General features: G+C 45.9%; 17 protein-coding genes. 4 read left to right on the plus strand and 13 right to left on the minus strand.

Annotated features, from left to right (window positions below):
* Positions 1-9: 9 nt before the first annotated feature.
* The 4 genes from QUA23_RS05910 to QUA23_RS05925 all read right to left on the minus strand — a co-directional run bounded on the left by QUA23_RS05910 (position 10) and on the right by QUA23_RS05925 (position 5,199).
* Positions 10-951, minus strand: coding sequence for a glycosyltransferase family 2 protein (locus QUA23_RS05910; protein ID WP_333074305.1), 942 nt, complete (start codon positions 949-951; stop codon positions 10-12).
* A gap of 19 nt (positions 952-970) precedes the next feature.
* Complete coding sequence (locus QUA23_RS05915; RefSeq protein WP_333074308.1) at positions 971-1,735, minus strand: hypothetical protein; 765 nt, start codon at positions 1,733-1,735, stop codon at positions 971-973.
* Between the two features lie 449 nt (positions 1,736-2,184).
* Positions 2,185-3,522, minus strand: a complete 1,338-nt coding sequence (locus tag QUA23_RS05920; protein WP_333074310.1) for a flippase — start codon at positions 3,520-3,522, stop codon at positions 2,185-2,187.
* Between the two features lie 255 nt (positions 3,523-3,777).
* Positions 3,778-5,199: an O-antigen ligase family protein gene (locus QUA23_RS05925; protein ID WP_333074313.1), complete on the minus strand. Its 1,422-nt coding sequence runs from the start codon at positions 5,197-5,199 to the stop codon at positions 3,778-3,780.
* A gap of 205 nt (positions 5,200-5,404) precedes the next feature.
* Here QUA23_RS05925 and QUA23_RS05930 point away from each other — a divergent pair, with 205 nt between their 5' ends.
* From QUA23_RS05930 to QUA23_RS05940, 3 genes are all read left to right on the plus strand, one after another.
* Positions 5,405-6,877: a polysaccharide biosynthesis/export family protein gene (locus QUA23_RS05930; RefSeq protein ID WP_333074315.1), complete on the plus strand. Its 1,473-nt coding sequence runs from the start codon at positions 5,405-5,407 to the stop codon at positions 6,875-6,877.
* Between the two features lie 135 nt (positions 6,878-7,012).
* Positions 7,013-9,349 (plus strand): polysaccharide biosynthesis tyrosine autokinase, encoded by a 2,337-nt coding sequence (locus tag QUA23_RS05935; protein WP_333074317.1) that lies wholly within the window; start codon positions 7,013-7,015, stop codon positions 9,347-9,349.
* A gap of 322 nt (positions 9,350-9,671) precedes the next feature.
* Complete coding sequence (locus tag QUA23_RS05940) at positions 9,672-10,037, plus strand: response regulator transcription factor (RefSeq protein WP_039886668.1); 366 nt, start codon at positions 9,672-9,674, stop codon at positions 10,035-10,037.
* Positions 10,038-10,102: 65 nt separating this feature from the next.
* Here the strand turns inward: QUA23_RS05940 and QUA23_RS05945 are convergent, their stop codons facing one another.
* The 8 genes from QUA23_RS05945 to QUA23_RS05980 form a co-directional block, all read right to left on the minus strand.
* Complete coding sequence (locus QUA23_RS05945) at positions 10,103-10,600, minus strand: hypothetical protein (RefSeq protein WP_333074318.1); 498 nt, start codon at positions 10,598-10,600, stop codon at positions 10,103-10,105.
* A 346-nt stretch (positions 10,601-10,946) separates the two neighbouring features.
* A complete protein-coding gene (locus QUA23_RS05950) occupies positions 10,947-13,865 on the minus strand; it encodes a response regulator (protein ID WP_333074319.1) in 2,919 nt (972 codons plus the stop codon).
* Between the two features lie 404 nt (positions 13,866-14,269).
* Entirely contained in the window at positions 14,270-15,745 is a 1,476-nt protein-coding gene (locus tag QUA23_RS05955) for an ATP-binding protein (protein WP_333074320.1), read from the minus strand.
* Positions 15,746-15,996: 251 nt separating this feature from the next.
* On the minus strand, positions 15,997-16,443 hold the full coding sequence (locus tag QUA23_RS05960) for a response regulator (protein WP_333074322.1): 447 nt from the start codon (positions 16,441-16,443) through the stop codon (positions 15,997-15,999).
* Positions 16,412-18,364, minus strand: a complete 1,953-nt coding sequence (locus QUA23_RS05965) for a CHASE3 domain-containing protein (protein WP_333074323.1) — start codon at positions 18,362-18,364, stop codon at positions 16,412-16,414. Before QUA23_RS05965 ends, QUA23_RS05960 begins: the two co-directional genes overlap by 32 nt.
* Positions 18,365-19,067: 703 nt before the next feature.
* Positions 19,068-20,273, minus strand: coding sequence for a 4-hydroxy-3-methylbut-2-enyl diphosphate reductase (locus QUA23_RS05970; RefSeq protein ID WP_333074325.1), 1,206 nt, complete (start codon positions 20,271-20,273; stop codon positions 19,068-19,070).
* A gap of 270 nt (positions 20,274-20,543) precedes the next feature.
* Complete coding sequence (locus QUA23_RS05975) at positions 20,544-21,947, minus strand: ammonium transporter (protein ID WP_445243470.1); 1,404 nt, start codon at positions 21,945-21,947, stop codon at positions 20,544-20,546.
* Between the two features lie 452 nt (positions 21,948-22,399).
* Positions 22,400-23,257: an SGNH/GDSL hydrolase family protein gene (locus tag QUA23_RS05980; protein WP_445243471.1), complete on the minus strand. Its 858-nt coding sequence runs from the start codon at positions 23,255-23,257 to the stop codon at positions 22,400-22,402.
* Between the two features lie 335 nt (positions 23,258-23,592).
* On the opposite strand from QUA23_RS05980, the gene QUA23_RS05985 reads away from it, so the two are divergent.
* Positions 23,593-24,195 (plus strand): IS607 family transposase, encoded by a 603-nt coding sequence (locus tag QUA23_RS05985; protein WP_333074331.1) that lies wholly within the window; start codon positions 23,593-23,595, stop codon positions 24,193-24,195.
* Positions 24,196-24,500: 305 nt separating this feature from the next.
* Here QUA23_RS05985 and QUA23_RS05990 read toward each other — a convergent pair whose 3' ends face one another.
* Entirely contained in the window at positions 24,501-26,102 is a 1,602-nt protein-coding gene (locus tag QUA23_RS05990) for an ammonium transporter (protein WP_333074332.1), read from the minus strand.
* Between the last annotated feature and the right edge of the window lies 1 nt (position 26,103).

Genomic DNA, 26,103 nt, shown 5'->3' on the forward strand with positions numbered 1-26,103 from the left:
TCTAAATTTCTAGGTGACTTGGCCTGATTTTTTCAAAAGTTTATTGACTTTTTTTTGCACCTTCCTTAGCAAGGGCGGATCGTAATCATATAAAGTGTTTTCAGTAAAATTATCTGCTTGCACATCCCGAATGGCAAAGGCTGGGTGTTTCATGGGAAATGTTATAGCTTCTACAGGCATATTACTATAAGGACTGTTGACATCCTCCGTATTAGTTCCCCCTACACCATGTCCGATATTAGAAGCTAAATTGACATTTGCAAGAATATTCATACCATTTTGAATAAAACTAGCAAATGTCCACTGAAAAGCCCAACTCTGTAATTTTTTTTCATAACAAAGCTGAAAAGTATTTGTCCAAACTTTTACAGCATGGGAGTCTCCTAGTACATCCATCAAAAAATTACCATCCCGAATTTCCGGCCACAACTTCATATCTAAATCATAATGCTGCCAAGCTCGCCTCCAACTCGCCCAGCTCCAGCAGTGATTATAGCGAGAAAAGTAGTAACTATAATCAGTTCTTTTTCGCCCAAACTGAACATTTTGACCCGATATTGACAGAATCCGCTGATCGTCTCGGTAACGCTCCAGCAATTCTTCAGCGAAGCGGAAAAAAGTAGGATGAGGGAGACAGTCATCCTCAAGAATAATTGCCTCTTCCACTTGATCGAACACCCAATTCATACCGCTAGAAACCCGCAGGCGACAACCGAGATTTACGTCTGCGTAATTCTTCAAAACTTCGCAGTCCCAATCTACTTGGTCAATAATAGCTCTAGCAGCAGCACATTCTTGCTCTTCTCCAGGCCTATCTGGACGTGGGCCGTCAGCAATTACTAGCAATTTGGGAGGTTTTGCCTGACGAATTGCCTCAAATACTTTAGCGGTTGTATCTGGACGTTTGAAGATGATAAAAGCGACGGGTGTTTGGATTTGGTAATTGAACATTTATGCGACTCTACTTTTTCTAGTAGTCTTCAACATCGGAATTAACAAGCTCAGCAGTCATCTGCGATTTAAAATTAAACCACTTCTGGAGCATCACAGCCGCTATGTATGCCAGTGTATCATTGCTAGTCTGATAGGGCAAAAATCTATAGCGAAAACTAGCCATTCTCGGGTCACGTTCTTGGTATAAAATATCTTGGGCAAAGTTCCCCCAACGCTCATCTATCAAATCAATTGTCATACCAGCATGAGCCGAAGGTAGCAACATATTAGAGCCGTGAAGACCAATTACTAAGCGGCTTTGTGAATAAACACGGCATATTTCCTTTTCAACTTTTTCATTAAAACTATCCACTCTGTAGTCTTCAATCCATTCTGGAAACTTAGTTTTTGTCCCCAAACCAGCTACTGCAAATTTTGCTTCTGGTACTTGCAACCTAATTTTCTCAAATAACTGCTGAATTTTTAAATTTTGCAATGGCAATGCCCTTTCTCGTTGATTTAGCTTTTTCAGAATTCGGAACAGCAAACCGTTAACTAATAAACGATCTTCCCGCCAAATAAAAGTGATTCTTGTTTCTGGATCCTCAAATTTGTGTTTGGGAACTCTAGTAAACCGCGTGATGTCAAACTGGCTAGGATGAGAATGGGCTTGGCTGACATAAATTTCATTAAAGCGTTTAGTTTCTTCCTCTACAAACTCGGCGAAGCTGGGGTAGTAAGTTTGACCATTTTTTAAAGAAATAGGTACTGTCCAGACTTCTGCAACTTCATCAGGAACCATCCACCTTAAAAACTTAGGAACTATCACAACTAACCCGAAGTCCGAGTTGCATTCTAAGTGCCTTTGTGCATTTAGCAACTTCAGCAGGGAATGACCATAAAGATGATCGATACAGTTTAAGATAATTACCCGCTTGCTGGGTTTAAAAATCTCTTTTACAATCTCCAGTTTTTCTGAGTTAGGATTTTGGAGTGAATTGAGTAATGGTTTGCCTAGCCATTCTTTTATGCTAGCAAATTTTGCAAAAACTTCACCTTTGTTTGTATCAACTTGGACAGAGTTTCTGACTCCATGACCTACTCTTAACTCGTCGAGTATTTCGCTACCACATCCCGCGCACTTACAGTCCAGAACAATATGTATCCCTTGCCACAAAATTTTTTTGGCATTGAGTTCAGTTTCGCAATAGGGGCAATTCGAGCGCTGTTCGATTTTAGGTTTAATTTGAATCACTTTACTAATCCTCTGATTCTACAAGCTGCCTTGTATAAGTTAAGCGAGCGCCAGATGAAATTTGCGAATGGGCGCAATTCCTTAATCAAGAAATTGACTAATATAATTACGTAAAAATAAGTTATCAGAGTAGCTGTGGTTGCTCCCAAAGCTCCATACTTAGGAATCAGCAAAAAGTTCAACCCTACATTTAAAGTAGATCCGACTACAGTCAAATAAAGACCGTAGCGCAACTGACCTTCTATGTTTAAATATGTGCTCCGTGCTACTCCAAAGTTACTGCCAAATTGCGCCCAAACATAGATTCCAAGCACCGCTGCTGACTGTGCATATTTGTCACCGTAAAGTAGATGCACTATCCAGGGAGAAAGTAATGATATCGGTATGGCAACTCCCAACCACAAAAATATCATTATATCAGAATAAATTTGAAATTTATTTAGATATTCTTCATAATTTGTCTTTCTCAAATTCGCTAATTTGGGAAAAATAGAGCTGGATATGATCATCGGCAAAAAATCGCAGATTTCAGAAATTTTAACAGCTGCAGCATAATAGCCCAGTTCGGCATTTTTATTCATCGCACCTAGCATTATCTGATCCGTTTTTGAGTACACGTAAACTGCAAATCCCGACAAAATTATTGGCCAACTCTCCGATAGCAGTTCTTTACACTTTTCCCAACTGAAGTGCCAATCCTTAATTTTATTCCCCGTAAGCTTATAAAAATATACATAAGCGATTCCTACCAATGCGACCTCTGTCAATCTAACCCAGGCGAAGGCAAGCAGGGGGGCTTTAATTGTTACTAACGCAATTCTGACAGCAGCAACTAAAAAACATACCGAATTTTTAGCAAACACTGTATATTTTGACTGGATTTGGGACTGGAACCAAAAATTGATAGCCTCAAAAGCATTAAAGATAGTTCCTGCTGCGATGATACCTACCAGCCACCGAGTCAGAGTGTCGTTGGGCTTGACTAGCGCAATCACGGTGACAGTTAACAACAAAGTGATGCAGCCACCAGTAAATTGCAGTCCGAAGGCCGTTCCCAGGGTCTCATTTTTGCATTCTGGGTCGCGAGCGATATTCCTCACTACCAGAGTACCCAACCCCATCGTTGCCACCGAACTAAACAGCGACACAAAGGCGATCGCGTAGTTGAGCAATCCAAATTGTGTCGGACCAAGATAGCGAGCCACCCAAAGGCCTACAAACAGGCCTAGACCCATCTGCAAGATTTGGTCAGTGAACAGCCAAGCTATGTTGCTGAGTACCTGGCGCAGATTAGGGCCGAGCCTTTGACTGACCGCAGTTAACTTATCTAGCATCAGAATATTTTAAATCTTTACAAAACACAAACGCGGTTCTAGCAGGGTCGGCAATCTCGCAAAATTAGACTGGTTGATCCTATAACAACATATCACAACTCGAGGGAACATCTTATTTTTGCAGCCGACCTAGAAATTGGAGTTTTTAGGCAGGAGGCAGAAGGAAAGAGGAAGAAGGAAGGAGCCAGAAGAAGTGTTTTTACAAATATGAGAAGTTCCCCAACTTGACCCACGATCCTCCCAATAAAGCTTACTTCAATGGACAGTGCGAGCTAAAGAACGCCTTTGAGGGTTACTGGTGCTACTGTTAGAACTATTGTTAGCATTATCTATAGCAAGTCGAACTGTCAACATTACGTAACTCAGCCAAGGATTTCCTATATCTATAATATAACCTTCTGTGATGTTGCTCATAATAATAGAGACTAGAAAACAAATAGGTATTCCTGCTCCTTCCAACGTGCTACGACTCAAATACCGAACTGCGTAAGCTAAATTGAGCAGCAAGGAAGTCATCATTAAAATTAAGCCCGGCCAACCGAAGGCTAACAATATCCCAATCCCTCCATTGTGAGGGTTTTCAGGTTGAAACCCACTAGGAGTATAAATAAAATAAGCAGGAGTACCCGCTCCTAACTTATCTTGTTGAAAAAATCCATCGTATCCGTAGCCAAACCAGGGACGCTGATTGACCGCAGCCATTAACTGCGGCCAGAATTCTGTCCGCCCAGTTAGAGTCAAGTCCTTGCCTAACCCACCTACAATAATATCCTCTAGGTTGTCTACTACAAAAACAGTCATAATTATGCTGACGACCAGGAAACATATAATCGCAGTAAATGCCCACTGAAAAGTTAATTTTTTTAAAAAATTTAGTGAGGACACTGCAATTATTAATATGATAGTAATCACTAGAGCAGATCCCGATTTATTAGCCCTTACTAGGTAAAATGAAAAGAACATCATTCCCAAAGCAATCCAGCGCTCTTTCTGAGTTTTAGCTCCTTGAGAATAGTGCAAATACCAAAATGCCGTACAGAGAGCTAAGACTCCCCCAAAAGAATTTTTAGATTGGGTTAAGCCGACAAAATCGCCTGCTCCAGGGGGTTTCATTACAAAACTTGCCAAACAGATTGCCGTGTATCCCCAGCGCCAAAAACGAGATAAATCCTCCCATTTATATTGGGCTGCAATGTAAAACCCGAAAGCAGTAAATCCTGAAAAAGCTAGCCCTGCTCTTAGCGTTTCTTCAGGAACTAGAGACCATAATGTAGATAGTAATGGAAGTAATGTATAAAGTAAAAAAAAAGGATTCATCCTCAATACTTTGGCAAAAATTTCTATAAAATTGCTACTAAAAACTTTAACCCTTGAAGTTAAAATTAATACTACCCAGGGGTAAAAAAAATAAGGTATGAGTTTTAAGATACCACCTTCGGGATCTTTCAAGTTAACAAAATGCAAGTAATTAAAAGGAGGTTGTGTCAGAAATGGAGAGATAAAAATGTAAAGACCAGCAAAGCTTTTTTCTAAAGCCAAACCTACTTTTTTATAACTAGCAAATTGAAATAATAGTAGAGTTACTATCGCGACTATAGCAATTAGCATCCATGTTAAGGAAGAAGTACCTAAAATCAGCTCTTTCACCATATTTGGTATAGACACTGGTTGAGTCATAATTGCTTTCCTTTGTCACCAACAATATCAAATTATATAGATATAAAATATAGCCGTCAACCCGCAACCACGCTAACACAGAAATTAGGGATAAAGCAAAAATATAGCATCCTTTTTTCGGCGATAGCTTAAAATAATGAGCTTTTTGCCCCGCACTTAAAAGGCTACACTTATATAAATCATAGTCAATAAAATTAGGTGGTGTATGGTTAACACCCATTTTCCAAGACAGATAGCCCCGTCGGTTGTGGGTGTTGTCTTGTTTGCTTCCACTGTTATCGCTGACGCCAGAAGCACCCCGGCACAACTTCCCATCCCCCTAGGCGCAGAGCAAGCCCAGACGGTTCCGCCGGTTAGGAGAGCGCCGGAAAGCTATAAACTCGGCGGCGGCGATCGCATCCAAGTAGAAATACTCGAAGTACCCGAACTCAGCCGCGGCTACGAAGTCCTTTCCGACGGTTCAGTCAACCTGCCCCTGATCGGCTTGGTCTCCATCCGTGGCCGCACCTTAGTAGAAGCCACCAACATCATCCGCAACGCCTACCGCCGCGTCCTCAAAGACCCCATAGTCACAGTCAGCCTCGTCGCCGCCCGCCCCCTCAACGTCGGCGTCATCGGAGAAGTAACCAGGCCCGGAAACTTCACTATTACCCTAACTCCCGGGCCGGGAGCCTCACCGAGTGTCCAGTACCCCACCGTCACCCAAGCGATCAGACTCGCAGAAGGCGTCACGGGTGTCGCCGACATCCGCAACATCCGCGTCCGCCGTCCCCAACGAGACGGCCCCGATCAAGTGCTCAACGTCAACCTGTGGAAATTCTTGCAAGAAGGAGACATCTCTCAAGACATCATTTTGCAAGACAGAGACACAATCGTGATTCCCACAGTCGCCAACTTTAACCAAGCAGAAGCTCGTCAATTTGCGACGGCCAACTTTTCGCCACCCCCAGAAAAACCTCGATCGATCTCCATCGTTGGCCAAGTCACCCGCCCAGGGGCTTACGTCGTCATCGGGGGCAACACCACAAACGACCTCAGCCGCGAAGGTTTCCCCACCGTCATCCGGGCTATTCAGTTAGCCGGCGGCATCACCTCCGATGCCGACATCCGGCAAATCCAAGTGCGGCGCGTCACTAGAAGAGGCGAACAAATTATCCCAGTCAACCTGTGGCAGTTCCTAGAGTCCGGCGACGGCGCCCAAGATACCATCCTCCAGGAGGGAGACACGATCATCGTGCCCAAAGCCACGATCGTCAACCCTGCAGAAGCTGGTGTGCTCGCTAGCACTAACTTTGCCCCTGTCGGCATTAACGTTTTTGTAGTAGGAGAACTCAGAACATCCCTCGATCCCTTGAGACTCCCAGCTAATGCCACGCTGAATCAAGCTTTAATTTCCAGAGGATTTTTTGGCTACGAAAATACCAGAGCTAGAAGGGATAAAGTTGAGCTAGTCCGCCTCAATAACGACGGTACAGCTACTAAACGGACGATCGAAGTCAATTTAACTCAAGGAATTAACGAAGAAACCAATCCTCAACTTCGCAACAACGACATGATTATCGTATCTCGCAGGGGTCTCGTCGATTTTGTCGATCGCATGAACGCTGTAATAGGACCTGTCGGGCCAGCTACGGGAGTGTTAAATTTTATAAACGTTCTCCGATTTTTATTCAGGTAAGAAGGCGGCGGGTGAGGTGGATAATTCCTGGCAAAGGCTAGAATAAACGAAACAATAAGATTACCCAGCCGCGACCTGGCCGCTTCAAAAATATCAACCTCAAAAATATCAACCTCAAAAATACCCAAGCTGAATATGGATAGCAGACAAGATTACCAACCCTTCACACCCAAATCGAATGGCAAACTGCCGGAGTTATCGGCTCAGAACTACAGAGATCACTTCGTAGAGGAGAGAGAAGAAGAAAAGCTAGACTTGTCCTGGCTGTTAGGCGTCGTGCGCCGTCGCTTCCTGGTCATGGCAGCAGCCACCATAGCTTTGAGCGCCCTGGCAGGAACAGCGATCGTCGCCACTTCTAAAAGCATAACGGTCGAGTATGAAGGCTCTTTTTCCCTGTTAGTAGAACCAGCCACGGCTGAAGGTTTGCAATCCAAACAATTAAACAACACCCAAGCTGCCGATTTAGCAAGAATTAATATAGAAGGAATTAGCCTACTAGACTACGAAACCCAAATTAGGATTTTGCGAAGTCCCAAAATGATGCAGCCAGTGATTGAGGAATTGCGGGCTTGGTATCCCAAAATGAACTATAGCGAACTGATCTCAAAAATGTCTATCAACCGCATCAGCTACACGAAAGATGGCAAACAGCAAGGCACAAAAATTTTACAAGTTCGCTACAAAGATTCAGATAGAAAAAAAATTTACGGCGTATTGGACAAAATTTCTAAAGCTTATCTAGACTACAGCTTGCAGCAACGGCTGATGGGCATTAATCAAGGTATTAAATTTATAGATATGGAGATGCCCAAGCTCCGACAAAGAGTAGAAGTTCTGCAATTGCAAGTCCAAAGACTGCGGCAGCAGAGCAACTTGTTTGAACCTCAGATAGAGGGAAAATCTCTGTCTGAACAAGTTCAAAGCATTCGGGGTAAGCAAGTAGAAATTAGAGTTCAGCTAAAAGGGATGCGAAACCTCTACCAAAGCTATGAAAAACTACTGAACGAAAATAATCCGCAGGGGCTGCTGATGACCCAAGGACAAGCTTACGGCGGACTCTTAGGTCAGATTCAGAGAATAGACTCGGAATTGTCACTTAAATTAGCTCAGTACAGAGAAGACAGTTTGCCAGTTTTAGCGCTGCGAAAAAGTCGGGAAGAACTGATTTTAACCGCCACTCAACAAGCAAGAGAAGTGGTGATGGGAAATTTAGAGACCCAAATCAAAGAAGTTGAAGCCCGCGATCGCGAAATGACAGCTTTGCAAAATGCTCTCAACCAAAAAATTAGAAACTTTTCAGTTACAACCCGAGAATACGACAATTTACAGCGGGAACTGCAAGTAGTTACTAAGAGTTTTTCGGATTTCTTGGCAAAACGAGAAGCCTTACGGATCGATGCAGCTCAGCAGCAAATTCCCTGGGTGCTGATCAATCCTCCGGAAATTCCGCTAGACAAATTCGGCAACCCTCTAACAGCTACCGTCAAACAAACCAAAAAACAGTTAGCGCTGGCAGTAATTTTAAGCAGTCTGCTGGGCATAGCAGTCGGCTTGCTCGTAGAGGTACTAAATACTGTGTTCCACACTCCAGAATCACTGAGAATCGCCACAAGATTGCCCATACTCGGTGTGATTCCGTTTACCAAAAAAGTCAAGCGCCGACCGCCAGCTAGACAGAGGAAACTAATATCGGCTCGATCGAACTCGAAAGTGGAAGTAGTCGAACCGGTCGAAGCTAGACAGACTGGTCCGATGAGCGGGGAATCGAGTATTTTGAGCGACTTGGACTATCAATTTTTAGAAGCATTTCGATCGCTCTACACGAACATTCACTTGCTGAGTGCAGGCACGGCAATTCGATCGCTCTTAGTCGGCTCAGCCTTAGCCGGAGACGGCAAATCTACAGTAGCTTTGCACCTGGCAGCCACAGCAGCAGCAGTGGGACAGCGAGTATTGCTAGTAGATGCAGATTTGCGCTGCCCGCAACTGCACGTTAAGTTAGGACTGCCCAACGTGCGTGGTCTGGGCGAGGCCATCTCCACAGATCTCAGCCTCAACGACGCGATTCAACGAGCCCCGAACCAAGAAAATTTGTTCGTACTCACCGCCGGCCAAATTCCCCCCGATCCGATCAAGCTTCTTTCTTCCAAAAAAATGCATTATCTGATGGAGCAATTTCAAGCATTTTTTGACTTAGTAATTTATGACACCCCGCCACTAGCAGGCTTGGCAGACAGCCACTTGATCGCAGCTCACACAGACGCTACGATTATGGTCGTCCAAATTGGGCAAACAGACCGATCGCAAGTTCGCAAAGTTTTAGAAGAATTAAAAATTTCTGGAGCTTCCGTCTTGGGAATAGTTGCTAATGGCTGCAAAAACACCGGTCACAGCTACCGCCAGCGCCCGGCTGTTTTAGACACGCTCTACGACCAAAAACTATCGGCTTTAGGTACGAAAAATCCTAATTAGACAAATGTTGATGCAGGCGGCCGAGCGTCGCCGTCTTCAACGGGAAACGCACAACCAAGCCATACCCTGATTTTTTGATAATAGTACCATTTGAGAAAGAAAATGATAGACTAACGGACATAGCCTCGTGTGTCAACCGAGATTGCGCGGATCTTTCAATCTTGCGGTAATTACTCAGAAAATGATTGAGAAATCAGCAAAAATGGGTAAACTACATCTAGCAGAGCGCAATCTCAATCATGAAAAGACACCTTTGAAGGTGAACGTTAGTGTAAACGTTAATGAGAACGTTTCAACCCAGAAACTTGGTAGGGATTATTCTATGAGTACAGTTATGGTTGTTGATGATAGCGTCACTCTGCGGGAGATGATCGCCGACTTGCTCAAAGGTAGAGGACTCAACGTCACAGTAGCGAGTGATGGCGTAGAAGCTCTAGAGCAAATCAAGGCTAACCGCCCAGATTTAGTCGTTCTGGATATCGTGATGCCCCGGATGAACGGCTACGAAGTCTGTCGCCGGCTCAAAAGCGACCCTAAAACCCAAAATTTGCCGGTGGTAATGTGTTCGAGCAAAAGCGAAGAGTTCGATCGCTATTGGGGAATGAAACAAGGAGCCGACGCTTACATCGCCAAGCCATTTCACCCACAGGAATTGGTCGGCACTATTAAGCAACTGCTGCGGGGTTGAAGTAGAGGAATAGGGACAGGAAAAAATTGTCTTGAGCGCTGATTATTTCTGCTCCCGCAGCCTCTCTAAACTACTCGATTGACAATAGTCCAAACATCCCCGTCCGATCGCACGTAGGGAACAGTAATACTCTTAAAACCAGTAATAAATGGCTTGTAATAAACCTGCCAGTAGCTGGGGCTAATTTGGTCGGCGATGGCTTTGAGTCCCTTCACTTCCGCTGCCAGTTCCGCCGCCAGTTCATTAATGCGTTCTGCGTGTCCGTGAGCCAGCGCTCTTCCTTCTTCAACTTGCTGCTCCATCGGAGTAATTCTTTGCAATTTTACCGATTGCTGCTGTTTCTGACTCAGTTGAGCAGACAGAGCCGCGATCGCGTCATCTATACCCTTGACTTCGGCCGACACTTGTGCTGTTTCCCTCGCGTGACGCCGATAAGCATCGGCGATCGCTTGGGGGGAATCACCGGATGGGACAACATCGGCAATACTAAGCTGCTGGCGTTCCAGGCGCAATTCCTCAATTTGAGAGTAAATTGCTTCTATATCTGTCTGAAGTTTGTCCACCTAATTATTACCGCGTGGTTGTTGGATATTTTAGCATATTAACACAAACCAATCACCTAATCGGCATAGAAATTGCATATTTTAGGCAAACTCGAAACAAAGCCCCACAAGCAGAATTTTAAAAGTTTGAAAAATACAAATTTTTATATTTATCAGTTGAGCGATTTCCGTCGATATCAAGTCGGGTTAATCAGGTCGTGTCCGATATAATCAGCATTATAGATTGGTAGTGAGGAAGGCCTGTACGAGCGAATTTTACGATGACTAAAGTCGTCACTCAAACCACGATTCCCAATTCCAATTAACCACTTTCCAGTTACCAATTCCCAATTATTAATAGAATTTTTTAAGTTGGTAGCCCTTGCTGCCTCAACTTGACTATAGTCTCTAGCAACACATCGGGTTGCACAGGTTTAGGCAGATGTCGGTCAAAACCGGCAGCGAAAGCACGATCGCGGTCTTCATCCCTAGCATAAGCCGTCAGAGCGATCGCCCAAAATTTCCCTGTCTGAGTGTTCAAAGAACGCAACCTTCGTACCAGCGAATATCCGTCTTCCTGCGGCATTCCGATATCGCTGACCAAAACATCCGGACTAAACTGCGAAGCCACCTCAAACGCCTCAGCAGCAGACGATGCAACCCTGACATTAGCCCCGGAATCTGCTAAGACAAACCTCATAAATTCCCGCGAATCAACCTCGTCATCAACCAGCAAAACCTTAACTCCCAGTAAATTACCAGCGCCAGCCAAAACCTGCGCTTCCTCGTCGGCGATCGAATTTACCTGCATCGAAGGGAGACGGACAGTAAAAGTCGATCCCATATCCAGTCCCGGACTTTGAGCCCAAACCGTGCCACCGTGGAGTTCCACCAACTGCCGCACGATCGCCAGACCCAGCCCCAAACCGCTATAATTGCGAGTAATCGTAGCATCCGCTTGGCGGAAAGACTCAAATACGTAAGGCAAAAAATTCGGTGCAACCCCAATTCCCGTGTCGGTAACAGCCAGCTCAACCTCCGAATCAACTCGCTGTAGCCGGATTTCAACTCGCCCCCCGCGCGGCGTAAACTTAATCGCATTCGTCAGCAAATTCCAAATTACTTGCTGCAAGCGGCCAGGGTCTCCTGATACCCAAAATCTCGGATTTAACTCAGATTCAGGATTGCCAGAAACCTTCCCAATTTGGGAAAATTCAGCAGTCTCTAAGCCCAAATCTCCAATTGCCAACCGCAACTTGATCGACTTAGCATCGGCAGCCAACCGCACCGTATTCAGCGCTCCTTCCACCAGGGAAATCAAATTTACCGCACAAGGATTCAAAGTCAACTTGCCGCGAATAATTCGCGAAATATCCAGCAAATCATCAATCAATTGAGTTTGCAATTTAGCATTTCGCTCGATCGTTTCTAAAGCCCGCCCAGTAGCAGCCGGATTGAAATTCCGTTGCTGCAGCAGTTGCGCCCAGCCCAAAATCGCGTTTAATGGCGATCGCAGCTCATGAGAAAGAGTTGCCAAAAACTCATCTTTCATGCGATTTGCCTGCTGAGATTCCTCGTAAAGTCGGGCATTGTCGATCGCCCCCGACACCGCCTGAGCCAACTGCATTAAAATAGTTTCATCATCTTCGGCAAACTCCCCCTCATACTTGTCCGACAACTGAATCAATCCCAGATTTCTGCCGTCCCGAGTCGTCAGCGGTACAGCCAGCCAGCCCCGCATTGGCGGGTGCTTCCCCGCAGCCTTGCCGAACCCCCGCCATGCCGGGTCAGCCTCTAACTCGGTTTGAGTCATCCGCATCGCCTGTTGGTGCTGGCAAACTTGCTGGTAAATGCCCGTACCGTCTGGCTCCTCGCAGTAATCTTGCCACGCGGCGTATTTTTCTGACATGGAAAACTTGCTAATTCCCTCATCCCAGTTGGCTGCCGGGTTGAGGTTGACCGCTACCTGGTGGACTTCCAGAATTTGGCGCGCGCTATCGGCAGCTAACTGAAGTATTTCTGCCACCGACAGCGTGGAGTTGATAGCCACTGACGCCGAGGTTAACTTTTGCAGGCGGCGCAAATACGACCGCTCCCGGGCCAACGCGCGCGCGCGGTCGTATTCTAACTGTTTGCGCTCCGTAATGTCGATCGCCACGCCCGACAGCCGAAGGGGTGTACCGGAGGCGTCAAAAACCACTCGCCCTTTGTCGTGAAGCCAAATCACTGAGCCGTCGGGTCGCACTTTGCGGTATTCCGACTCGTAAATTCCCGTGCCCCTGAATGCGGCATCCACATCTGCCAAAAACCTTTCCCGGTCTTCTGGATGCACCGCATTCTTTTTTTGCTCAAAAGTACCCAACGTGCTGTCGGGCCCCAAACCCATCTGTGTTTCGGCATTAGACGAACGGCGGACTTCCCCCGATGCCACATCCCAGGTAAAAGCGATCGTGTTAGCTGCTTCTAGAGCAAAGCGCAAATTTTCCTCGCTTTCTTGCACCCTCGCTTCCGATAATTTGCGATCCGTAATATCCCAAACCACGCCGATCGATCGCACGGATTTACGCGTATCATCATCAAAAAACTTTCCCCTACCGGATATCCAGTGCAAGCTGCCGTCGGGCCAAAAAACTCTAAATTCGTATTGGTATTCTATTTTGTTTTCTAAAGCAAAGGCAACAGCGTCGGCGATCGAGGCTTGGTCATCCGGATGAATGCAGGCAAAATACGCTTCATAAGTTCCCGGAAAACTGCCTTTTTCCAACCCGAATAACAGTTCGTGTCCCTCGGACCAAACGACCTCGCCAGTTAATACATTCCAATCCCAAGTTCCCATTTTCGAGGCTTCGATCGCCAATCTCAGCCTTTCCTCCGAAATTGCCAACTGCGCCGACGTTTTCGCGTAGTTCTCGCGCAACTGCTGTTTTGTCAAGCTTTCGCCCACGGCCCCCGCCAGCCGCTTTAAGTACCGCCCTTTGAATACGTAATCGCTCAAACCCGCTTTCATAGCTTCGACGGCCACTTGTTCGCTGCCGCTGTCAGTACACATAATTACCGGACAATTCGGGTAGCGACTGTGAACTTTTTGAAGAATCGTTAATCCGTCGCTCCAGTGCAGTTGGTAGTCGGTAATTACTATATCGAAACCCCCGGCTGCCAGGATGTATTCTAGAGTTTGAATATCTATAACGGATTTAATTTCTAAATCCGAAAAATTTTTCCTCAGTTCTCGCTCGATCATCAGGCGATCGTTCGGGTTGTCGTCGATTAACAGAATAGAGAGCATTAGCCTTTTAGTTTTTATAGGGGCGCAAACATTCTTAAATCTAATAATATGTTTTTAAGCAATCTCGACAATTTGAATATGTACTTGGTGGGTTAATTAGACTTGCAATAATTTTATTGTATTTGCTTGTATTTTATTTATTTTACAGCTTGTAATATCCTCAACCAGCTTTTTAGGGGCGTGTCCGCAAGCAAATTAATTAACTAAGTTGTTGTAAAACACATCAGAAAGCCAGCTCAGGCGGGAAAGGTGCAAGAGATTAATTAACTATCATTATACTAATTGTTTATTCTGTCTTCGGGTATGAACAAGCGGGTTGATTGATTCTTTGAGCTACAGCAGAATATTGCTGTTAAAACCCTCTTGTCTAGAACCTCATCTGTTAAATCCCGTACACTGCTTCCTCAACTCTCGCACTTGCGTAATTTTACCCAGAAGCGGGTACCGATTCCCAAAGTCGATTTTAGCCCGATCGCACCACCCATCCGCTCGACTCCTTTGTTCGCTATCGCCAACCCAATTCCCGTCCCTGGATACACTTCTTGACCGTGCAGGCGATCGAACAATCCAAAAATCCTACCATGAAATTTTTCGGCAATACCAATGCCGTTGTCTTCTACCCAAAGATAGATATATTCATCCTCAGCTTCTGCATAAACTCGCACCTGGGGAGCTATCCCAGGCTGCACGAACTTAATAGCATTGGAGAGCAAGTTAGCCAAAACTTGCAGCAGCGTAGGAGGATGTGCCAACACCGCAGGTAGCGGTTCGACAACCGTTATGCGAGCTTGTTTTTGGGCAATTTCGGTCTCTAGTTGCGCGATCGAGCGAGCCACAATTAAATTAAGAGAGACTGCTTTTAGTGGCAAGTTAGCTTTGCTGAGGCGGCTGTACTCTAGCAAATTTTCGATCAAAGTATTCATCAGACTTGCAGCATCCGTAATCCGGTACAAGTAATCTTGTGAGGTAGCATCCAAGTTGCTAGCTTGATCGTTGAGCAACATTTCAGCAAAAAACAAAATTCCCCGCAAAGGAGCGCGCAAGTCGTGAGAAACTGAATAGGTAAACGATTCTAGCTGTGCATTAACTTCTTCTAACTCAGCAGTACGCTCTCTCACCCGCTCTTCCAAAGTTTCATTAAATTCGCGCAAAGCAAGTTCAGCTTGCTTGAGTTCGGTAATATCTTCGACCAATCCGTCAATCGTACTTTCACCTTCTGCGCTGTAAACATATTGGGTAAACCGAATCCATTTTACTCGACCGTCTGCCAAAGGAAATGTAATTTCTAGATTTGGGCACCGAGACTCCCCTGAATCTACCGGTTGCAAAAACAATTGCTGCAGATAAATCCCTTGGACATCTGCTAAATTGCTGGCATCAAACAAGCGCAAAAAAGCTTGATTGCTTTCCAAAAGCTGCCCCTGGGAACTCGCTCGAAAAACTCCGACATTTAAGCGTTCTAACAGAGAATTAAGTTGATTTTCTAGTCTGGCGACTCGTTCCCAGGCGGCAACTCGATCGAGCAGTGTGCGAACAGCAGCGCAAAGGCGGACGTAGTGCTTAGGCGACTTGATAATGTAATCGTCCAATCCGGATTTCATCGCCTCTACAGCAATTTCTTCATTGCCAGTATTTGTAAACATTACAATCGGGCATTGTGGATAACGTGCTTTGATAGTTTTAAGCACTTCTAAACCGTTCGTCCAACGTAGTTGGTAGTCGGTAATCACCAGTTGAAATTGACCTCCGTTCAGTGCTTCCACTAACAATCTATTGTCGGAAATTTCCGTTACTTGTAATGGTGAAAATTGCCGTTCTAATTCGCGTTTGACGAGCAGCCGATCGGTGGGATTGTCGTCAATTACTAGAATGTGTACCACTTTAAAAAATTATAATTTGGCTGTTCGTTAGGGTGCCGAGCAATCACTCCAACTAAAAATGTTGGAGGTAAACTCTTTAAAATGATAGAGGACGCGATTCCTCACTCGAAAATTAATTTCCTCGTTATCAAAAATACCCTGGTAACGAGGAAACAAGTAATAAAAATCGAGAAACCGCCACTACCAGAAAGAGCTTGGTAACGAGGAAAAAAGCAATAAAAATCGAGAAACCGCCACTACAAACGCGCAAATTATAGAGGTTCCGGCAGTTCGGTATAATTGAGCCAATACTGGCTAAAACTCTGCATCATTTCCACTAAAGAAGCAAACCCGATCGGTTTAACCAAATAAGAATTTACCCCTAAATCGTAAGCTCGCTTGACATCAAGTGTTTGGCTAGAAGAAGTAAGCATAACCACCGGCAAGCGTTTTAGTTCCGGCTGCTGCTTTAGCCAAACCAGAACCTCGTGACCGGAGCGCCTGGGCAATTTCAAATCCAGTAAAATTATCGCAGGTAAAGGATAGCGATCGCGATCGCTGTACTCTCCGTCCCCATTTAAATAAAAAACTGCTGCATCTCCATCTCGGACAATTTGCAGCGAAGTATTAGCAAAAGTCTCATTGCGAAATGCCCGCTGCATTAATAGAATATCAACGGGGTTATCTTCAACCAGCAAAATCGTCTGCATTTGCGTCATGCTTCCTCAATTGTATCCAAAATCGACTGCCTTGTCCTACTTGAGATTCCACTCCAACTTGACCGCCCATGCGATCGACTCCTTTTTTTACAATAGCTAATCCTATACCAGTTCCGGGGTAAGATTCGATACCGTGCAGCCGTTCAAAAACGCGAAAAATGCGTTTTTGATGTTCAGCAGCAATACCGATGCCGTTGTCTTCTACCCACAGACGGATGATGCAGACTGGCAATAGGCTACTGACCATCAGTAACTGGGAATGCTCCCACTGTCCCACTGTCGCCCCTGCCAATTCTCCCACTGTATTGCTATTTGTCTCTCCCTCTTGAGGATGCTCAATTTCCTCTGCCCAGATCTGCACTTGGGGTGGTGTGCCTTCCACAAATTTTATAGCATTCGTGAGCAGATTGGCGATTACTTGAACTAAAGTAACGCGGTGGGCAATTACCGCAGGCAAGGGCGATCGAACACTGATTTGAGCCTGCCTGGATTTAGCGTCAGCTTGTACCATAGCAATTGCCTCGGCAACAGCAGATTCTAAGTCTAAAACTTGCATCGATAAATCTGTGCTGCTCAGGCGGCTGTAAGCTAGCAAATCTTGGATCAATTCTTCTAGTTGTTGCCCAGAATTAACAATTTGCTGGGCGTATTCTTGACCGAGTTCGTCGAGGAGGTCACGGTAATCTTCTAATAAAGCTTCAGCCAATCCTTGCATTCCCCGCAGGGGGGCACGCAAATCGTGGGCTACGGTATAGGCGAAAGCTTCTAATTCTTGGTTAGCTGCTTGAAGTTGATTGGTGCGGAGTTCTACTCGCCGTTCTAAGGTAGCGTTGAGCATCCGAATTTCCGCTTCTGCTTGTTTGCGCGCAGTTATGTCAATGGCGGTACTAATTACTAAACTTCTGCCGTCGCAAAGCTGGCCTAAAGGTGCGGAATAAAACTCCCAAATACGAGTTTCACCACTGGCTGTGGCAATCATATATTCGCCTTCAGAAATGCGGGCGTTTAAGCGGTGCAGCCTCTCGATATCTGCTTGCACTAGGGATTTGCGGCTGTGGTAAGCTTTTTCTGTCCAATCTTCAATTGTGGGAATTTCTGAGTATTCGTAGCCTGAGAGTTCTGTCCAAGCGCAGTTAATTTGTAAAACTTCTCCGTTTTCAGCGTGCAGCATAATTGGCAGCGGTGCGTTGAGAATGGCGCTGCGGAAACGTTCTTCGCTTAATTGCAGGGAGTGGCGATCGTGTTCTAGCTGTTCTAAAAGTTGATTTTGCTTAATTTCGGCATTATCGCGCAAAGTTCGATCGCGCTTCACCAAATAGTAAACCAACACCATCAACAGGAAATTTACTAAACTCGCAACGGTAAAACTCAGGATTGTCAAATTAGCGCTTTTTTTAGATTCGCGGGCGCGCTGCTGCAATAGCTGAGTTTCTTCGGCTGTCATGGTGGCTATCTGCTGCCGAATGTCCCCCATGATTTGCTTTCCCCTACCACTTTTTATTTGCCGCACGGCTGCTGCTAAGTTTTGTTTGCGTCGCAGATTGAGGGTTGTTTCAAGGTCGGCTAATTTAGAGTCGATCGCAATTTTCAAATCGCGAAGGCGCTGTTGCTGCCGCTTATTGTCAGCCGTTAGCTGCTGCAATCCGACTACTTGCTGGTTGATCCGGGCGATCGCGCTGTCATAGGGTTCTAAATACCGTTCTTCTCCCGTCAGCAAATAACCGCGCTGTCCGGTTTCAGCATCTTTTAACGTGGAAAGCGTAGCTTCGAGTTCGGTTAAAACTTGGTGAGTGTGGCTCACCCAGCGTTCGTTTTCGACTAACTTGAGAGTGTTGCGGTAGGAAGTTGCCGCATTGAAAACTAGCAGCGCCACGACCATTCCGATACCTGCGGTGATTTGGGGAGTCAGCGATTGTTTCATGAAATACTCGGCGTGCGAGTCCTGCTTTTTTTTATTGTAGCTGGATTTAAGAATACCCAAATTTTTCGCGAGGTCAGAAACGGCGACTAAAGCCTATAAATTTAAGGCTCAAATGTGCGAGTGATTTTTTTAGTTTAGTCGGGTTACTCCTTGCATCCGCCTTAAGTCTGAGATTCTATAAAGCGCTTTTTTGCCTCTTGTGATTCAGGCAGACACCAGACAATCTAGGATAGCCTGCAAAGCTTAATTCGCCTTTTTTTCATCGATTTTTAGATCGTTCGTTTTCCTTTGGCAGTTTCAAATTGCGGCTCAAAGAAAGGAGTTTTTACCTATTGATTTAAGTGGATTTTTGGAGTATATTATAAATAATGGGAGTGGTGACATTAATTACATTTTTGTCACCACTCCCATTATTTATAATATACATTGTCAAGCTAGCCAAGTCAAACTTTTTACCCCAAAAAAAAGCGAATCTTTGATATTTTATTTAAAAAATAAGCTAGGGAAGCAGAGGAGAAATTCATAGGAGCGATGATACCGATCAATAGTATCAAAAATGCTAGCTATCGGGTAATTGCGGAGGATTCATCGATTGAAATTAATTTAATATCAAATCCGGTAACATCGGAATTATACTCTGTTTGCGAGAGGATCGCACAGCACTCGCAAAAGAATGATTCCGATGGCAGCGAAAACGATAGAATTAGGCAACTGCAGCGGGTTTCATGGTCAAAATGCGATCGATCGCATCCTCAACAACCTTATCAGGCGTAGAAGCACCCGAAGTCACGCCCACCACAATTTTACCATCCGGTAGCCAACCTTCAGCTACGACCAAATCTGCCCCCAAAGGCTTGTGTTCGATGCGATTTCCGGGTAAAATGCGCTCTGCACAATCAATGTGATAAGAAGGAATATTTTTGTCGATCGCAATTTCCTGCAAATGCGTAGTATTAGAAGAATTAAAACCCCCAATCACCAGCATCAAATCTAACTTTTCTTCAACCAAAGTCAACATAGCATCTTGCCGTTCCTGAGTCGCATCGCAGATAGTATTAAAACTCTGAAAATGCTCGTTCAATTTTTCAGGACCAAACTTCCGCATCATCGTTTTTTCAAACAACTTACCAATGTTTTCTGTCTCAGTTTTGAGCATAGTAGTTTGGTTAGCAATACCCACGCTTTCCAAATCCACATCTGGGTCAAAACCAGCAGAATAAGCCTTGCTAAATTTAGCAATAAACTCATCGCGGTCGCCCCCATGCAAGATATAATTGCTGACATATTCAGCTTCCTGCAAATTCAATACAATCAAATACTTGTCCGCAAAAGAACTCGTAGCAACAGTTTCCTCATGCTTGTATTGACCGTGAATAATCGAAGTATAATTCCTCTTTTTGTGCTTTTCAACAGTATTCCAAACCTTAGAAACCCAAGGACAAGTAGTATCAACAATCTTGCAGCCCTTATCATTAAGTAACTGCATTTCTTGGACGCTCGCCCCAAAAGCAGGTAAAATTACCACATCGCCACTATCGACAACCGAAAAATCTTTCTGTCCCTTCTCAACAGCAATAAAACCAACTTCCATATCCCGCAAATGCTGATTTACAGACGGATTGTGAATAATCTCATTAGTAATCCAAATCCGTTCGGTTGGGAAATGCTGGCGAGTCTCGTAAGCAATAGCTACAGCGCGTTCCACCCCCCAGCAAAATCCAAAAGCCTCAGCCAGCCGGATCGTGACTGCGCCGCGTTCTAGCCTGTAATTATTGTCCCGAATTTGCTGGATCAGACTGCTTTGATAAGCTGTCTGCATCACGCCAGCTACCTCAGCTTCGTGTCCGAAACCCTTGCGGTGGTAGTTTTCAGACTGTTGGAGCGATCGTTTAAAAGCTTTAGTATCCATGCGGTATCGAGTTGAAATCTAGGTTAATTACCTTTGATTTTAGAACGATTGGAGAATTCCTATCTCAAATTTGAAAACCCCGCCTGCAACAATTGCAAAACGGGGCAACCCAAATATTATTGACTCTAACGGCCAATCACAGATTAAAACCTTCTTCGGCGCAAAATTCGGCAAATAAACCCGGTTTCTTAGAAAAATCTGCTTGGGAGCCGATAATTCTACCAAGAAACCGGGTTTCACAGGCTGGAGTGCGTCAGTCTTATGATAGTTTCAAACCTTCTTCGGCGCAAAAGGAGAACTCGATTCAAAGGAACTGAAACCGCCGGCAAAATCCTCACCGTAAGCTTCTTCCCCGTGCTCGCCGATATCCAAACCTTGGTCTTCAGCAGATGACGGCACTCGCAGTTCCATAAACTGCCCCAAAATTTTCAGGATTGCAAAAGTGCCCACAGCCGCAAACACGTAAGTAACTACAACGCCTATAAACTGGGTCACGATTAGCCCCGGATTCCCCGCAAACAGCCCGTCATTGCCGGCAGCATTAACCGCTTTAGTCGCAAACACGCCAGTCAGAATCGCGCCTATAGTTCCGCCGACGCCGTGAATCGGGAAGGTATCCAAAGAGTCGTCAAATCCCAGCTTAGCCCGGAAACTAACGGCAAAGAAGCAGGCAACCGAAGTGATCGATCCGATCAAAAGCGCCCCCACTGGAAGCACGAATCCAGCCGCAGGTGTGATTCCCACCAATCCCGCGAGGAAACCGCTAGCAATTCCCACTGCTGTCGGTTTGCCTCTGAGCACCCATTCCACAATTGTCCAAGTTAAACCTCCGGCTGCTGCAGAAATCATCGTGGTGACAAAAGCCACTGTTGCTAAAGAACCAGCTCCCAAAGCGCTACCGCCGTTGAAGCCAAACCAGCCGAACCACAGCATCCCTATTCCCAGCAAGACGTAGGGTACGTTGTGGGGGGTGTGGGGCTTGTTCAAGTGGTCTTTGCGGGGCCCGATCATCCAAGCTGCGACAACGGCAGAAACACCGGAACTGATGTGTACGACGGTGCCGCCGGCAAAGTCCAGAGATCCGATCGCCTGCAGCCAGCCTCTACCCCAAACCCAGTGGGCTAAAGGAGAGTAGATGAAGGTAGACCACAGCAGCACGAACCAGAAATAGGTTTTAAATGTTACCCGTTCGACGATCGCCCCGGAAATCAAGGCTGGAGTGATGATGGCGAACATCATCTGGTAAACCATGAAGACTTGGTGGGGTATTGTCGGTGCGTAGCCGATCGGATCTGGTGTGTCCGCCGTGACCTTGTTCAAGAACATCCAGTCGAAGCCGCCGATGAAGCTTTCGATCCCTTGACCAAAGCCTTCGGACGCTGGAGTGGAAACATCAAAGGCCAAACTGTAGCCCCACAGCGTCCATGTAACGCCGATGACTCCCATCATCACTAAGCTCATCATCATGGTGTTGAGGACGTTGCGCGATCGCACCAGTCCTCCGTAGAAAAACGCCAGCCCCGGTGTCATCAGTAATACCAGTGCTGAGGAGACCAACATCCAGGCCGTATCGCCGCTGTCGATCGGATTCGGCGCCACCGCAGCAGCAGCACCAGCAGCATCTTGAGCTAAAGCATTGTCCGTTAGTGGCACGCTTAACAGCCACAGCGCCATGATGCCGATCGTTAAACTTTTTTTGATCACGTTAGTTGTACCTTCTCATACTCAGCAATTTTCAGGGAAGACCGAGCCGATGTTAGATGGGAGGATTTTAGATGCAATAGTTATTTGGTTTTAAGTCCCTGTTTTAGCGGAACAAATCTTCAATAGATAATTCCCCAATCCTCAACCCCCCGACTTCGTATAGCCGGACTCATCTAAATTCGTCAACTTTCCATCCAATGGTCTATGCCTTTTGGATTGCACCATTTGTACCAACAGTTCTTCTGTATCACCCTATACTAAATAGCTAACTATCATATTTCTTAATCTATCCGTGGCTACTTGACATAGCCCGCGAGCGCAAAATAATCGGAGAGGGGGAGACTTTTGAGTTGGGGAGAGTGGGAGAAGGAGAGGGGGAGAATATGACTTCATCCTTTATCTTTCTAAGTAAGGACTAAGGATTAATTTTTCAACTGCATCTGATCGAACAGTTGCAGGGCCGATCGCCAAACCAGATAACCTTGATCGTTAAGGTGCAAGCCATCTGTGCTGAGTTCGGTTGGCAAATTGCCCTCAGCATCCGCAAACAGCGGGTACAAATCCAGATACAAAACATTCTCAGAACTAGCAATTTCTTTCAGGCGCCGATTTATTGCCCTAATCCGACTGTTAGGAATCGCCAACAGCCGATCGCGATTTTCCCAAGTAGCTTGTTCCCCGCTGTGGGGCAAAATCGACTGCACAACCACTTGTGCTTTGGGGTGAGCCCACCGCAAATCGCGAATAATCTGCCGCTGGTTGTCCAAAATCCCTTCGTCGCTGGTTCCCCGCAACAAATCGTTAATCCCAATCATCACAAATACCGTATCCGGCGCGGTTCTATCGAACAACTGCAACCGCTTGAGCAAACCCACGGAAGTCTCCCCCGAAATCCCTTGATTCAGCCAAAACCGATCGACTGGTAACAGCTTGGTTGGGAACCACATACTTAGAGAATCCCCAGCCAAAACACTCAGTCTTGATGGTCGATTTGCCGCCGCCGCCTCAGCTTCGCGACCCAACTGCGTCACCCACTGCTGGTAAGTCCATTTATGTCGCGGTCCTGGAACGGGCACGTCTAGCAATGCGTTTGCAGAGGTGATCGGTTTGTCATTTTGTTCCTCAGCCACTTCTGCCGTCACCGCATCATTCGCCTGGAAACTTTCTGTCAAGGTGTGCCCCCGCAGCAGTAGTTGAGCGACTGTGAACATCAGTACCCCGTTCGTCACCAAAGATAGCAAAGCCCAAACCGGAATAGTTTTCGATCGGCTAACTTCCATTCCTAAGAGGGATTTATGAGTTCTACTTCTGCTACCTCCTCCAAACTTCTCCATAAACTCAAGCTATTTGCAGGCCTCACACCGAATAATGTGCACTGATTGCTGCATCAAATTTTACCGCTCAATTAAAGCCTCAATTCTTGTAAGAATCAAGCACTGTGCTGTGTTGGGCAAGGGCGGCGATGCAGAACTTTGCTTTTTCGCACTACTTTACCATAAAAAATCTGCCTACCAAACTTTCTTGCACCGCAATCGGATTTGTCAAAGCTGCTGCAATGCACAAAATATATCTAAAAGTGATCGAACTTACTCAGTTTAGATGCTAAAATCCAAAAATGAAAAAATTAACTATAACTGAAGCAGCCAAAATTAAAGGTGTGAGCGCTTCCACATTACGCAGGTGGGAAGCCGAAGGCAAGCTAATACCGGAACGCACGGCTAACGGTCACAGACGGTATGACCTAGCTCATCTTCTCGGCTTAAAACCCAACGGCGCTTTAACCATAGCTTACGCTCGGGTTAGCAGTGACGACCAAAAAGATGATTTAGACAGACAAAAACAAGTTTTGGAATTGTTTTGTGCATCTCACGGCTGGCAATTCCAAATCATTGATGATGTGGGTTCTGGGGTTAATTACAGTAAGCGGGGTTTACAACATCTAATTCGGGCGATCGCAGACAATCAAGTAGAAAGGTTGGTATTAACTCACAAAGACAGAATGCTGAGATTTGGTTCTGAACTAATTTTTAATTTGTGCGAACACTTTGGGACAGAGGTAGTGATTATCAATCAAACCGAAAATACTAGCTGTGACGAGGATTTAGCTAAAGATCTACTAGAAATAATCACGATGTTCTCAGCCCGCCTCTATGGCAGCAGGGATCACAAGAACAAGCGCATCGTTGAAGAACTTAAAGCAATTGCCGATAAACTCTAACCAATACACCAGTTTTCAACGCTCGTCAGTTACAGATTCTCAATTCCTATTTCCCCATTACCAATTAACAATTATTGGCGCAGATCTCATGCAATCGAAAACTGCTATATGTACGCCATTAAAAGTAAACTAACAATAAAAATATGCCCGCGTTCGCATCGAAGATTTAAACGCGAGCACAACGATAGACTGCCATAAGTTGGCGGCTATTTCAGATTGTGGTGTTTCTGAATAAAGGCGTGAATTAGCTGATAAATAGCTAATCTAAGACACGAAAGCTGAATTGGTCGCTCCCTTCGCACGCTTTACAGTTTGGTAGTCTTGCCTCCAGAACCCCCACCATAACCGCCGTAGCTGGTCTCACTTCTGTTTTCCAAGCTAGTTTCCTTCACAAACCCGGTGTAAGCTTCCATCCCGTGTTCGCCGATATCCAAACCTTCAGCCTCCTCTAAAGCAGAAACGCGGATACCCAGCAAAGCTTTGAGTGCGGCCCAAAAAATCGTACTCAGCAGCACGGTCATCCCGCCTACAGAGATAATGCCGACCAACTGCGCCCAGAGTTGACCGAAACCTCCGCCCACAAGCAATCCGGCTGCCGGGCCTGTGGTATAAAGTCCAGTTGTAGGACCGTCAGCAAACAGCCCAACTGCCAGAGTTCCCCAGATGCCGCAGACTAAGTGAACTGAAGTTGCCCCTACAGGGTCGTCAATTTTCAAGTTGTCGAAGAAAGTTACTGCGAAAACTACCAGGATACCGGCGATCGTGCCGATTATGGCAGAGTTGGGGATGTTGATCCAAGCGCAGCTCGCTGTTACCCCGACTAAACCTGCGAGGATGCCGTTGATAATCATCGAAAGGTCGGGTTTGCCCAGGTACAACCAAGCCGTAACGGTTGCAGCAACTCCGCCGAAGGCACCCGCAGTGTTGGTGGTGAGCGCAATATGGGCGATCGCATTTGGATCGAGTGCCATTGTCGAACCGGGATTGAACCCGAACCAACCCAACCACAAAATCAAACAGCCCAGGGTGGCAATGCTCATATTGTGTCCCGGCATCGCCACAGTATCGCCGTCGCGGTACTTGCCGATCCGTGGCCCCAAAAATGCCGCTCCCATCAAAGCAGCCCAACCGCCTACCGAGTGAATCACTGTCGAACCGGCAAAATCGTAGAAGCCTGAGTCTGCCAGCCAGCCGCCGCCCCAAATCCAGTGTCCGGTAATTGGGTAAGCAATGCCTACTAGCAGCAAGCTGAAAATTAAGAAGTCAATGAATTTCACTCGCTCTGCAACTGCTCCCGAAACGATCGTGGCAGCAGTTCCCGCAAAAACTAATTGGAAAAAGAATTTAGCGTTGAGGGGGACTCCCGTCCAGTTAAGCGAGTCGAAAATGCCTTGATAAGCCTCTCCTGTGGCGGGGCTGTTGTCGGCTACATTCCACAGAAAAAATCCGCCGCTGGTGCCGATAAAACCGTTGCCGTCGCTGAACATTAAGGCAAAGCCGATCGCCCAAAATGCGATCGTAGAAAGCGCAAAAACTATCAAGTTTTTGGACAACACGTTAACCGCATTTTTCTGACGGCAAAAACCGGTTTCCAACATACAGAAACCCGCGTTCATAAAGAACACTAGCATCGCCGCCACCATGACCCACATGGTATCCAGGCCCACCTTAAGGCTTGCTAATTGTTCCTCGGTGGTTGGCGCGGGAGCTGTTTGGGCTACTGCCGCATATCCCCACACCAAGACGATGATTGCAGCTAAAGGTATGCAGGCTTGCCAACTGGGAGTGAGCCGGGCGATCGCCCGTGCTAACTTCTTCAACCTGTTGACTTTCGTAAAAAATTTAGCTGCTGGCAAATTTAAAGTCTCCCGCCTGACTTGTTTCGACTTTTTCTTTCCGACAGTCATT

The sequence above is a fragment of the Microcoleus sp. Pol1C5 genome (assembly GCF_036701115.1).
In the GTDB taxonomy this organism is placed as follows: Bacteria; Cyanobacteriota; Cyanobacteriia; order Cyanobacteriales; family Microcoleaceae; genus Microcoleus.

Bases quoted from the DNA above. Each gene is read 5' to 3' on its own strand.
- QUA23_RS05980 (WP_445243471.1), bottom strand. From the start codon at position 23,257: ATGGAAGTTAGCCGATCGAAAACTATTCCGGTTTGGGCTTTGCTATCT.
- QUA23_RS05920 (WP_333074310.1), bottom strand. From the start codon at position 3,522: ATGCTAGATAAGTTAACTGCGGTCAGTCAAAGGCTCGGCCCTAATCTG.
- QUA23_RS05985 (WP_333074331.1), top strand. From the start codon at position 23,593: ATGAAAAAATTAACTATAACTGAAGCAGCCAAAATTAAAGGTGTGAGC.
- QUA23_RS05975 (WP_445243470.1), bottom strand. From the start codon at position 21,947: ATGGCGCTGTGGCTGTTAAGCGTGCCACTAACGGACAATGCTTTAGCT.
- QUA23_RS05965 (WP_333074323.1), bottom strand. From the start codon at position 18,364: ATGAAACAATCGCTGACTCCCCAAATCACCGCAGGTATCGGAATGGTC.
- QUA23_RS05990 (WP_333074332.1), bottom strand. From the start codon at position 26,102: ATGACTGTCGGAAAGAAAAAGTCGAAACAAGTCAGGCGGGAGACTTTA.
- QUA23_RS05925 (WP_333074313.1), bottom strand. From the start codon at position 5,199: ATGACTCAACCAGTGTCTATACCAAATATGGTGAAAGAGCTGATTTTA.
- QUA23_RS05960 (WP_333074322.1), bottom strand. From the start codon at position 16,443: ATGACGCAAATGCAGACGATTTTGCTGGTTGAAGATAACCCCGTTGAT.
- QUA23_RS05910 (WP_333074305.1), bottom strand. From the start codon at position 951: ATGTTCAATTACCAAATCCAAACACCCGTCGCTTTTATCATCTTCAAA.
- QUA23_RS05935 (WP_333074317.1), top strand. From the start codon at position 7,013: ATGGATAGCAGACAAGATTACCAACCCTTCACACCCAAATCGAATGGC.
- QUA23_RS05970 (WP_333074325.1), bottom strand. From the start codon at position 20,273: ATGGATACTAAAGCTTTTAAACGATCGCTCCAACAGTCTGAAAACTAC.
- QUA23_RS05915 (WP_333074308.1), bottom strand. From the start codon at position 1,735: ATGGTTCCTGATGAAGTTGCAGAAGTCTGGACAGTACCTATTTCTTTA.
- QUA23_RS05950 (WP_333074319.1), bottom strand. From the start codon at position 13,865: ATGCTCTCTATTCTGTTAATCGACGACAACCCGAACGATCGCCTGATG.
- QUA23_RS05930 (WP_333074315.1), top strand. From the start codon at position 5,405: ATGGTTAACACCCATTTTCCAAGACAGATAGCCCCGTCGGTTGTGGGT.
- QUA23_RS05940 (WP_039886668.1), top strand. From the start codon at position 9,672: ATGAGTACAGTTATGGTTGTTGATGATAGCGTCACTCTGCGGGAGATG.